The 11,465-nt window shown below is 65.0% G+C and carries 7 protein-coding genes and 1 pseudogene; 4 read left to right on the plus strand and 4 right to left on the minus strand.

Annotated features, from left to right (window positions below):
- Positions 1 to 226 precede the first annotated feature (226 nt).
- The gene (locus ACQP09_RS14105; protein ID WP_016825826.1) at positions 227 to 406 is read right to left on the minus strand and encodes an FxLD family lanthipeptide; all 180 of its coding nucleotides are present in this window, start codon (positions 404 to 406) and stop codon (positions 227 to 229) included.
- Between the two features lie 511 nt (positions 407 to 917).
- Complete coding sequence (locus ACQP09_RS14110) at positions 918 to 1,364, minus strand: ATP-binding protein (protein WP_433399153.1); 447 nt, start codon at positions 1,362 to 1,364, stop codon at positions 918 to 920.
- A 226-nt stretch (positions 1,365 to 1,590) separates the two neighbouring features.
- On the opposite strand from ACQP09_RS14110, the gene ACQP09_RS14115 reads away from it, so the two are divergent.
- The 4 genes and pseudogenes from ACQP09_RS14115 to ACQP09_RS14130 form a co-directional block, all read left to right on the plus strand.
- On the plus strand, positions 1,591 to 2,874 hold the full coding sequence (locus ACQP09_RS14115; RefSeq protein WP_433399156.1) for an XRE family transcriptional regulator: 1,284 nt from the start codon (positions 1,591 to 1,593) through the stop codon (positions 2,872 to 2,874).
- Complete coding sequence (locus ACQP09_RS14120) at positions 2,871 to 3,410, plus strand: GNAT family N-acetyltransferase (RefSeq protein ID WP_433399159.1); 540 nt, start codon at positions 2,871 to 2,873, stop codon at positions 3,408 to 3,410. The genes ACQP09_RS14115 and ACQP09_RS14120 overlap by 4 nt, the downstream gene beginning before the upstream one ends.
- A 694-nt stretch (positions 3,411 to 4,104) precedes the next feature.
- Positions 4,105 to 5,298, plus strand: coding sequence for a hypothetical protein (locus ACQP09_RS14125; protein ID WP_433399162.1), 1,194 nt, complete (start codon positions 4,105 to 4,107; stop codon positions 5,296 to 5,298).
- Positions 5,299 to 5,508: 210 nt separating this feature from the next.
- Positions 5,509 to 5,667: pseudogene (locus tag ACQP09_RS14130) on the plus strand (IS630 family transposase); the annotation flags it as partial.
- A 99-nt stretch (positions 5,668 to 5,766) separates the two neighbouring features.
- Here ACQP09_RS14130 and ACQP09_RS14135 read toward each other — a convergent pair.
- Both ACQP09_RS14135 and ACQP09_RS14140 read right to left on the minus strand, forming a co-directional pair.
- Entirely contained in the window at positions 5,767 to 9,555 is a 3,789-nt protein-coding gene (locus ACQP09_RS14135) for a hypothetical protein (RefSeq protein ID WP_433399165.1), read from the minus strand.
- 142 nt (positions 9,556 to 9,697) lie between these two features.
- Positions 9,698 to 11,464, minus strand: a complete 1,767-nt coding sequence (locus tag ACQP09_RS14140; RefSeq protein ID WP_339152878.1) for an ADP-ribosylglycohydrolase family protein — start codon at positions 11,462 to 11,464, stop codon at positions 9,698 to 9,700.
- Between the last annotated feature and the right edge of the window lies 1 nt (position 11,465).

Below are 11,465 nucleotides of genomic sequence, written 5' to 3' on the forward strand. Positions count from 1 at the left end.
GCAGGAAGAGGAGCCGTCGGAAGAGTGGTCATCCGGGTCAGGGCACGGAGGAACCGGCAGAAACGGTCGGGCCGCGGCGCGCACGAGAGCGGTGGAACCGGCCCGGAACACTGTGGGTTGAGCAACCACCGATGACCTCCATGGGCGAAGGGATGGGCGGCTGGCGCCGCCGCGCGGGAGCGCGACGGCACCAGACCGAAGGTGACCTGGGGTTTCAATCCAGGCGTCAGGCGACGTTGGTAGTGCAGGCGCCGCAGGTGGAACCGCAGTTGTCGTCAGTCAGGTTGACCAGACCTGCCGGGTCGGCGATCTCCACGAGCGAGACATCCAGGTCGAAGCCGTCTGATGCACCCGGAATCTGCGGTCGTACTTCGGTACGGCTGGGCACCACGGTGCTGCGCGTCATGCTGCGCTCCTCTTCATCGTTGGTTGTTGCTGAGCTGGGCTGGAATGCCCACCAGGAGCCGCCAGAAGAGCGATACCGGACGGCTGGCCCTCGGACCAGCTCCTGGCCGCCCGGCACGAGGGGGCGCGGCCCGCACAGAAAGCGCTGGCCGGACCGCCCGCTCACGCCGGGAAGTCGTGTACGAGGGGCTGATCGAGCCGAGGCCGATCAATGCCCCATGAGGTAGGTGAGGGCCTGCGCCTTGAGACGATCAAGGCACACCTCACATGCGTAGAAGGGGGCGTGCTGCCCGTCCCACTGAACCGGGCCGAGCCAGACCACCCGCACTCCGGTCCGTTCGCAGCCGAGCCAGCAGTCACCGGTGATCCACGATGAATTCATCGAGGAACGGGCCTTCCCCTGGCTGGCCGTGACGGCCGATCCGGCAGCCTGGTATCTGGTGGTGTCGGCGCAGAGCTGAAACGGCGGGCGGGCAGGGACCAGAAGAAGCGAGGGCATCGCATCCGGGCCCTCACTCGTCGCCCTCGGAATGGAGTTCGGCCCAGACCTCTTTGCCACACAGACGTCCGCCTGCACTCTGAAGGTCACAGCCCCAGCGGTCGGCTACAGCTTCGACGAGGAACAGCCCGCGACCCGATTCGTCCTCGTCGCCCGCGTGGCTCAGCTCCGGCAGACGCGACGGTTCCTCGTCCACGATCCCGACGCGTACCCGTGTCGCAGTTGGCCGCCCGACAACGAGACGGACTTCGGGGCAGGGGGTATGCCTGGCGGCATTCGCGATCAACTCAGTGACGATCAGCTCGGCGCGGTCAGCAAGGACATCCAGGTGCCACATCCCGAGAACCCCCCGGACAAGCCTGCGTCCGGTCTCGGCCGTGGACGGCACGCACGGGAAGACCTCGCTGTACGTGGGGTGGCTGGCGAGGACCGTCTCAACTGCTTTCTTCAGAATCGGCATGGGATGGAGCCTTCGTGTCGTCTCGGCGCTCGCTCCACCCCTTGTGGCTTCCCAGGGGCGGACCGAGCCGTCAACAGCCGCTCGCGGGGAGTGGCCGACACCCAGATAACTCCGTTGCCTGGAGGGCCGGTTAGGGCTTTCAGGTACTCATCCGACGGGCTTACCTAGGACGTTTTGACCTGCTCTTTACCTGGTGGGTAGGGAGCGCGCGGGCTACCGTGCCCGCATGGACGCGATCCGCAACACCGTCCTTGAGGCGTGGATGACCGAGCACGGATACAGCTCGAACAGCCTGGCCGACGCCGTGAACAGGGCTGTTGAACAGCTGACGGGACACGTAGGCGGGCTCGACGGGTCATCGGTCCGGGCGTGGAAAGCGGGCCGAGTCACCTGGCCAAAGTCAGCAACACGTACCGCACTTGAGGTCGTCTCCGGATTACCCGCCGTCGCCTTAGGGTTCGTGCCACGGGGCCGGCCTTCGCCCACCCCAGCGCCATCGCAGCAGGAGGAGCCCGACATGAAGCGCCGTACCCTCGTCGGCGGCATCGCTGCTGCGGCTGCCGCAGCAGCAACCCCAGGGACCGCGTCACCGCGCCGCATCGGCATGAGCGACGTCAACCGACTGAACAAGCGCTTCGCCGAGATCATCGCCAGCGACCACCGCCACGGCGGGCAACCTGGCATCGAGGAGCGGGCCGCCGCGCTCGCCGACGAGGCGCTCAACCTCCAGAACGCAGGCAGTGCCACGCAGCGGGTTCGCAGCAGCCTCTACGCCTCCGGAGCCGCATTCCGCTCGTCTGCGATGTGGGCCGCCATCGACGGCCGGCGCTACGACGTCGCGAAGGCGCATATGCGCGAAGCCCAGGCCCTCGCCGAGATGTCGGGGGACCAATTAATCAAGTTTCGTATCTGGAGTCACGCGGGCACCATGTACCGCCACATGGGTCGCCCCGCCGACGCATGCGCCGCCAACGATGTCGCCCGCAACCTGCACCTCACCCGTCGCGACCCGCTGTTCGCGTCCCTCGGTCTGGCCCGCCAAGGCGCCATCCACGGTACGGCCCAGAACCGGACCGATACACGTCGCGCGTTCGAGCAGGCGCAGGACGCCATGCTGCGCGCCGATCCAGCCGACCACCGGCCGGTCTGGTTGCTCGCCTTCTACGACCAGGCCGAACTGGACTCCTTGGCCCTCTCCGCGTACCTGGCGCTCGGCGACTACCCAACGGCCGAGTACCACGCTCACCGCTGCCTGTCCTCGCTCCGCCCCCACATGCTGAGGTCCCGGGCCATCACCACGACCCGTCTCGCACACGCCCTGCTCGCCCAGGGCGCCGCCGAGGCCGCAACAGCCACCGCGATGAAGGTCCCCGCAGACGCCGCCACCCGCCACGCCCGCGTGTCGCGGATGCTTCAGGAGTTCGGGGCAGCCCTCCGCGCCACTGCCCCGCGCAGCACCACCGTCCAGGTTTGGACCGAACACACCACCACATGGAGGACGGCCGCATGACCATGGCACCCGCCACCGAGCTGCGCACTTTCACGAACCTGGACACCGCTCGCGGCGACCTCCTCGACGTGTACGCCGAGGTACGCGCCCCGCTGCTCCACCTGCCGAACTACGCGGTGACCGCGTTCGGCGAACGCATCGACCGCCACTCCGCCGAACCAGGTTTTACGGCCGTCCTCGCGTACGCGGCCGGCCAACCGGTCGGCTACGCGTACAGCAACACCATCGAGCACGGCGACCGCTACTGGCAGCGGACCAGCCCAACGCCGGCGGAGAAGTACACCGAGCGACCGGCCGTGGCTCTGAAGGAGATCGGCGTCCGACCGGCCTGGCGGAAGACCGGCACGGCTCGCCGTATCCACGACGCCCTCCTCGCCACACGCGACGAGCCGCACGTCACGCTCATGGTCAACCGGGCCGCCGGCGACGGAAAGGTCCACGCGCTCTACAAGTCGTGGGGGTACGAGGACATCGGGCAGAGCCAGCCATCGCCAGCCTCACCTGTGCTTACCGTCATGATCCACACCAACCGTTGACCACCACGGAGGTTGGGAATGGCGGAGTAAGCGGCGGCAGTGGCGGGCGGCATTGTCAGTGCTCCGTCCGACCGTAATCGCACTTGGGTTATGGGACGTCCATGGCTCCATGCACGGCCGTCCCATCCGCTGGCAAAGCGCCGACCACAAAGGGGATGTCAAAGCAATGCGCCTCGGCACGCTACTCATTCGCCGTCTCACGTCGTCGAATAGTGAACGGAGGACGAGGACGGAGACACGGTTGGGGGTTCCCGGTCCACGCAGGACGATCGACGATTCACCGTCCGGCGGGCCTCCGATCAGCGCAGCTGTCGACGAGTTGGAGGTCCCTCTACCGACCGCAGGGTTCGACGAGCGGGTAGATCTGGTCTTTCGGGCTCCGAAGCGTGGGCGTGATCAGTTGCTCGCCAAGGGGTTGTGCGAGCAACAAGGTTGGGCGATCCGGCCGGCCAATGAGCAGGAAGATCCCGGACGGCCGGAGGACCAAGTTGCATACGTCGTAGAAGTGCGACTCCCCGGCTCGCGCTGGGGTGCTGAAACCGCTGCCCGCCAGCGTCTGCTGGAGGTTGTGGGCAAGCACGTGTCCGTAACCATCGTGGGAGGGTCTCTCGTCCGTGCCCAGGCGTCTGAGCCGTTGGTGACATGGCGCGTCTTTCGAGAGTCCAGCTGGCGGAGCAGGCGGGGTCTCGGCTGGTTGGCCTCGCTGCGTACCCAGTCGGGGCTCGCCGACGAGCAGCGCACCATCGGTGTTGCTCCATCCGTCGAAGAAGCGGAGGTCCGCGAGCTACTCGGGCGACAGCGGCTCGGAGGCTTCGAGTTTGATGAGTCCCGCCACGGCGTGCGCAAGAGCGTGGGGCCCAAGGCCAATGAGACGGATGAGGACGGAAATCCCTGGTGGCACGGCCGTCGAGGGGTAGCACTCCGCCTTGCACTGGCATCCCTGCTCATGTTCTACGGCTGGCTCGCGTACGACCGTTCCTTGGTCGGCCAGCTGGCCATGTTCGCGCCGCTCGCCGTCGCCGCGTGGTTCGTCGGCAACTGGTACACGAGCAACCAGCGCCGCCCCTGGCCCCTGCGCTGGGCGGCCGGGACCTTGGTCCTCGTCGGCAGCGCAATGCCCGGGTACATGTGGCACCAGCAGAACCCTTACGGCGTCGCCGCGCAGATCAGAAGCGTTCTGCTCACGTTCGCCTGTCTGGCTCTGCTGTGGTACGTACCCCGAGGCTGCTGGTTCGCCGTTCGCCAAACCTGGATCAGTAGGCACGCCGTCGGCCTGCTTACCGTGCTCGTCCTGCCCCTGCCGTGGGTTCTGCCGTTCGTCGGCTCGTTCTTGCAGTTCCTGTACGTGGAGGACGCTTTCGGAATTCCCGCTGACTCGGCCTCCACCCCCGTCTATTGGACCGGTGCAGCTGCACTGTTCCCTACTCTCGGCTGCATAGGGCTACTCCTGCCGCCTCTGGCCCTCTACGGGTGGGCTCGCCACTTCCACTGGGCCTGGGAGAAGAGCATTGTGAGCGTCGTGTCCACTGGTGCCGCAGTCGCGCTCGTCGTCACTGGAGGAGTTGCGTTCATGAGCCGGACCTCCGATGCAGCCCACCGCGCCGCCCGTGACGTAGTGAACGCGACTGCACCGGATTCCTACTTCGGCATCCAGGGCGAGCGAATCTGTGTACAGCCGCTCAAAAGCAAGCTTTCCATGCACAACGGACCACTCCCGACCGATCGTCCACTGCTCGCTTTCAGCACGGATGGCGATGTCCTATACCTGTGGGACCCGGCGCGCTTCCGGGAACATGGCGGACCCGATCCCGTAATGTCGGTGCGCTCGGCGGAAGTCTCAACATACGCAGTGAGCGACGGTCAGAGTCGCTGCCCGGAGCAGCCATGAGGCGCGACAAGCAGAACATCAGCCACACCAGGTGCCGAGCTCGCACCGACCCGTTCCAGGTCAATAGGTCGGTAGAAAGTGAGCACCCAGGGCGCATGAGGCTGGGAACGGCGTTGATCCGTGAGAACTGCCAAGAGGAGTTTTCCCAGGTCAACGCACATTCTCACGGAAAATCCCACGTCAGTGCCCTCCCGAGCCCAATCGCTCCACGAAGGGATCTGGTCTCTCCTGCGACGCGGCTGGCTCTCCAACGTCGGCTTCAGCACCCCCGAACACCTCATCTAGCGCATCCGACGCGACCTACGGCAAATCCAGTACCGCAGCCACCTCATAGACGACTGCCTCGCCGAGACCGGACTGGCCATCTGACCGCCTGACCAACCGCACGACATCACAAGTTCAACCCAGTGGCTGAGCTCGCTGAGGAGCGTCGGCCCGCGCTTTCGTAACGGCTCTTGGCGGCATGGCCTACTCCAGGCCCTGATGACGTCGCTCTGCCTTTTGGTCTTCCCGCCGGGCGTCTGCTTCGTACGACTCTGCAAGCCCTTTCAGCAATTTCCGGGTTCGCGGCCACGCGCGTACGCGTTCGGCCTGTTCCCGGAAGGACCGGGCCAACTCCATCTCTTGCACTCCACCGTCTAGAAGCCCTCGACTGGTCACACCTCTTTTGTTGTAGATGCCAATGCTGAGGCCCTGTTCAAGATCGTTGCTATTGACCTCTTCAAGTAGATCTCGGACAGCTTCCGGAACTTGCAGGCCGTCCTGGTTACGCGGGGCGAAAGCAAGGACCTGACCAATCTGCACGTCACCCACCCTGGCGCGATCCCTGGAAGCCAATTCTGCCCGTGCCGTCATGACCCACGCGCGCAGCGCAACCGGGTCGAGGGTCCCGTCGGCCTTAAGCCCTGGACACGTGCGCAACGTGCGAAGGGCTTGATATGAATGGTTCGCAATATTGCGCCTATTTTCTTTCTCTACGACATCTACCGTATCTTCGTCAGAAACGGTACCGGGGCGAAAGGACCATGTCACCAAATCCGCGAACGCCTCAGGGTCCTCGACCAGCATCTTGTGGAGGACCGGAGCCTTAGCGTCGAATCCGAGCGCAGGCAAGAGTTGCCACTCCAGCCTGAGGATGCGTTGGCGCCCCACCTGATCGCAATTCCGTGCCAGCAGCGTAAATAGATCCTGGAAACGTGTGCTGAGTCGCCCGATCTCAGGATCGCTCAACCTAGCTGCGATGAGGTCTTCCAGCCCGGTGACGACAATCTCAGCAACCTCTGGAGCACCCCCTTCCTTGTCGTAGAGGAGGATGAGGTCCAGCGCGGCTGCCGGACGTCCTGCACCCAGCAGCGACCGGGCGGCATCAAGCGCTTGTGGGAAATTAGAGCCGAGCCCGAAGTAGGAGAACTCGCGCCAATAATGTCCCTCTACTTCCGGACTGAGTTCCGAGAGCTTAGACCACGCGGCGGCTGGCTCTGGGGCGAGTCGCAGGATCACTGCCTGAACAAGCGGAAGCTCTGTAAGAGAAAGAAGCCTGTCGCGGAGATCATTCCCCCCAGCCCACATACGCCGACGCAGGTACCCAACGGCAACCTCCTTGGCTGGCGAGGCATCCCCCTCAAGCCATGACAGCAGCTCTTGGTCATGGTCATCGGAGTGCTCGGCAAGAGCGATGCCCACCAGGTCGGCGAACTCGGCTACGGAAGCCAACTCGACAAGAGCCGTCAACCCTCCATTCACAACTATCTCCCCGACTGCGGCGGCCCGCCGGGCAAGGAGTTCCGCGTCGTAGGCAGCGAAGTCCTCACGCCGCCTGATGTCGCCGAGCGTGATCCAACCGGATTGGAACAACCATGCGTATCGCCTCACCGGATTCCGAGGCTCCAGCGCTTGGCATGCGGCTTGGAGAGGGGCCAGCTCGTCCGCAGGAAGCGCCCACGCGGCGTCCGCATACTCTCGGTGTCGGGCGACTTGGTCGCGCAACGCGCGGTGGAGAACCGTCCGCTGATCGTCATCTTCCAGGTCGCCGCCCAGTTCAGTCAGTCCTCGCGCGACCTCAGCGCGGTGTTGGGGAGGAAGAACATCGATTTTGCCGATCAATTCGGCATAAAGCTCGGGAGCAGCGTCGACCTCGTCCAGGAGTAGGTCGACCACCGCGGTGATCACACTCCATCGATCATGCGGGGTGATGACAATTCCCCTTTTCCAATCACGGAAACGCGGACCAGGATGGCTCACCTGGATAGCGTGACTGTCAGGAATGAGCTGGAGGAGCAACTTGCGGCCGAGTGCTGGCTGCCTCCGCACCAGGCGTCGGATTACTGCTATTCGGTCCTCGGTATGAGCGGTCGTGTTTGGAGCCCATGCGCTGAGAATCCCCACCAGACTCGCGAGGGGACGATTCGAGAGCCGGCCGCCCGGGTCCACGACAGCCAGCGCAGTCAGTACGTCGACTGCGTCATCGAGGTGCTCCGGAGACCACGCCAGGCTCTCCAAGGACCACAAGAAGCTTGTATGAGGAGAGCTGGAACCAAGCCCCATGTTGTCAGGCTGGTTGTCTGTGAACATGGCGGTGTGAAGCGGCGTGGTGCCGCTGAGGCCCTCGTGCACCGCTTCCATAAACTCCTCCGGAGCGGCCTCAGCCAGCAAAATGAGCACATCGCCCAGGGAACGCCACAGGCTATACGTTTCATCAGCATTGGCCTGTTTCAGCAGATCACGAACTAGCAACCGTGCCCACCGATCGCCCGTGACACCGCCCGGGCCCCGTAGGTCTGCGCCCAGGGTGCCCAGGAGGGCGAGCGACTGGGCGAGCCCGGCGCGAAGGGTGTGTGAGAAGCACCGTCGTATGCCCATCACCCCAGCCTTCCACTTCTCACCAGGGTCTAGATCGAGGGTCGGATCTGTTTCAGTCAGTACCTCTAGAACTACCCTTCGAAAGAATTGAAGATCGTCACTGGTGAGAGACGTACCGAGCAACGCCCAGGCATCCTCGGCGGCGAGCACATGCCAAATTCCTTCCTGATAGCCAAGGAGGGGGATGTCGGCCCCGGCCGCGAGCTCCCGGGCTCGCTCCTGCAACTCGTCGTACTCAAGTCCCGAGCACTGCCCAACCACACGGCGGTCTTCCTGATTGTCTCCGGCCCAGGAGTTCACAAGGAGCAGCCGTCGGCGGACCACATCGAGAGTGGAGACCCGCTCCGGTGTGAGTGGCTCTGGGTGGTGGGCCAGGGCTCGCCGTAGCGCAAGCAGGCTGCGGCGACCAAGCGCGCCGAGGCGAGCAGCACGCTCACGCGGCATGTCGCTGGAGAGCAGCAGGGACTCGATGACTTGGCTGTGAAGCCTGGGTACCTTCACGTCGCACCGGGCGCCCGGCATCGCCGCCCATACCAACTGGTGAGGCTGCTGCTGCGGAATGTCCCGCGCGAGGGCCGGGTCGGCGAGGACCAGGATCAACGGCTGGCGTTGCGTGACCAGTTGCTCAATACCGCTCCTGTCGGAAACAAACAGGACCCGCGCCCTCACCTGAGTGGCCCCCAGGGTGCCTTCTTGCTCTAGGGCAGCGGCGACGAAAGCGCAGACTTCATCGGGACGCAGATCACCACCTAGCGTGGTTACCGACTGGCCGGTGGCAAGTAGGGCCCCAAAGTCGGCGGCTGCCTTCTCTCTTCCTGCCAGCACCACCGTTCGGTCCAGCGGGATGCGCGTCGACCGGAGCCAACTGTCCGTCCACCACGAGTCCAGAGACCGCACGCCCGGCAGTGCCTTCCCCAGCCGGGCAGCAAGCCATGCCGTGGTGGCTGGCGCTTGCTCCAGCCATACGTCGATCCCGTCGAGGTTGTACCCACGTACCTCCCGCCACCGACCATCTCCGGTGTGACGCTCGGCCCAGGTTCGCGCATCTCTCCACGTGTCGAGGACGACTTCTACGTAGGTGACGTCTTGGGTCGCGAGCCCCTTCGGGCCTTTGATCCTTTTCTCGTAGTCATCCTCGGCCTTGTTATTGCCGCCTCCAACAGAAAGCTCCCACACCGAGGTTCCCTCGGGCACGAACGCCGACGGTCGCGACGCTGTGACGATGCCGTCATATCCGCCGACGGCGGTTCCGGACCCGCCGGGCATGTCCAGCGATTCCAAGCCGCTTGCGGTCTCGGCTATCAAGCGCCTAATCAGCAGCGGGAGGACGGTATCGAAGCCCGCGTCACCACGCGCCTTGCGGAGATCGTCGCGATCAATTGGCGGCCACACAGTCATGTTCCGACGGTACCGCTCCCCACTGACACTCCCTTCGGCTTCAACTCTGTCGACGCCATCGTCGTCCGTCTCATGCTCATCCACAGACCGCTGTTCAACATCATTCGGCGGCCTGGAAGCTGAGGTCCGGGGCCGGCCGGGTCTACTGCAGGGTTGGGCGAGCGGGCGGCTCGGCGTTGTTGACGGCGACGATCAGGTACGGGTCGATCTGTGCCCAGAGGGCGCCGCCCTCACGTTGCACTGCTCCGTCGAACCCCAGCCTGCGCAGACGCTCCCAAGCCGCTTGGACATCGTCGATGGCAACCCGAAGTTGGACGCCTGGAACGCCCGTAGCGACTTTGCTGGTGTGTGCCTGCCTGATCACGAGATTCTCATAAGAGACCCAGTCGCTTCCGCGGCGGTGCGCGCTAAAACCGAGGGCGGACATGGCCGCCGTCACGCGTCCGATGTCGGCGACGGGCAGATAGGCACCTTGGAGCCGGACCTGGTTCGGTGGCCAGACCGATCGATGCTCGTCAGCCGGCTCCGCATCGGTACGAGGGGCTTCCTCGACACCTTCCGATTCCGCTTCCGCCCGCTGGATTCCGCGGATAAAGAAAAGGTTCTGACCGTCCGTGGTGACGATATGTATACGTCGCGCCGTCCACTTGCCGGACGTCAGCGTGCCAGCTGCGACCACGCGTGCTTGGCGCCGGTCCGGGAGCAGCAGATCAGCTCGGCTGTCGGCCTTGTCGAGCTTCTCGATGAACCGCGACCGAGCTTCGCCAGCCGCGGCGCGAGAAGGCAGGGACAGGATCGGAGAGACAGGAGTGAGCAAATTCTCGGCCAGCGTGACTAGCAGGGCCGCATCCTGAACAGTTCGCCCGAACAAGCCCAGCCATTCCTGGCCCAGACCTGCGCCGAGCAGGCTGGCGGCCATAGATGCCAGTGTGTCCGTGTCCGCGCCCTCCTGGCGCGCGGGGACACCGATACCACGCTCCGGGCTGGCGGCCGAACGGGCCGCGAGGTAAATGGCTGCCACCGCGCACAACGTCCCCGACCCACGCGTCTTCGGCCGAGTGAGGCCGTGTTGCTCGAGAAAGGCGGAGGGCGCACTCAGCGCGCCGCTGTTCAGTGAGGACCGTGCGCTGGTGAGGAGATCCTCCACCTCCCGCACGGCGTCATCCCAGCCTTGTTCGTAGCCGCCGGGGAACGCCTTCGCAGCGGCATCCAACCAGTTTCTGTCCAGCCCCTGCCACACCGGTTCCCGCCAGTCCTTCAGACCGTCCAGTGTTGCTTCGACGAGCCAGCCGTAAGCCAATGGCGCAGGTTGCCGCAAACTGGTCCACAGGGCATAGGCATGCACCAAGGCACCCAGCAGGGCTCGCGGGTGCCCGTGTGTCGTCGCGGCGTCGCGGACCACGTCGTGCGCCAGGTCGCCGAAGGAACCCTCGTGGTGGACTACGACGTGCGGCGCGATGCGCATGGCCGCGCCGTTGGCCCCGCTACTGAAGTACTTTTCCTGGTCGTCGGCCCTCTTGCCCCAGGCCGATTCATGCTTCTCCCAGGCGCGGCAGGCACGCTTGACGCTGGCCCCGGCACCACGTTCGTAATCGAGGAGGAAGGGCCACTCGACTCGTTGCAACCAGGAAAGCCAGTCGTCTCCTGCGGTGAGGCGAGCACGAGCCACGGCGATGAGCATCTGTGTGTCGTCGCTGTACTCGCCTGGTCCGATGTCCTCAAGGATCGGGCGGAAACGGCTGCTTGCCGTTCGCTGCCAGGCGAAAAACCGACCCGCGACCTGGCTGAGTGGCGGAAGTGAGCGAGTCCGGTCCCGCCGCTCGTAGGGCCAGCCCATGGCGTCCCCGACGGCTGCTCCTAGCAGCATGCCGCAGGCTCTGTCGGTCCATGGGTGAAGCTCAGCGTTCACG

This window comes from Streptomyces sp. CA-146814, from assembly GCF_050942385.1.
Taxonomy (GTDB): Bacteria; Actinomycetota; Actinomycetes; order Streptomycetales; family Streptomycetaceae; genus Streptomyces.

Bases quoted from the DNA above. Each gene is read 5' to 3' on its own strand.
- ACQP09_RS14105 (WP_016825826.1), bottom strand. From the start codon at position 406: ATGACGCGCAGCACCGTGGTGCCCAGCCGTACCGAAGTACGACCGCAG.
- ACQP09_RS14110 (WP_433399153.1), bottom strand. From the start codon at position 1,364: ATGCCGATTCTGAAGAAAGCAGTTGAGACGGTCCTCGCCAGCCACCCC.
- ACQP09_RS14115 (WP_433399156.1), top strand. From the start codon at position 1,591: ATGGACGCGATCCGCAACACCGTCCTTGAGGCGTGGATGACCGAGCAC.
- ACQP09_RS14120 (WP_433399159.1), top strand. From the start codon at position 2,871: ATGACCATGGCACCCGCCACCGAGCTGCGCACTTTCACGAACCTGGAC.
- ACQP09_RS14135 (WP_433399165.1), bottom strand. From the start codon at position 9,555: ATGACTGTGTGGCCGCCAATTGATCGCGACGATCTCCGCAAGGCGCGT.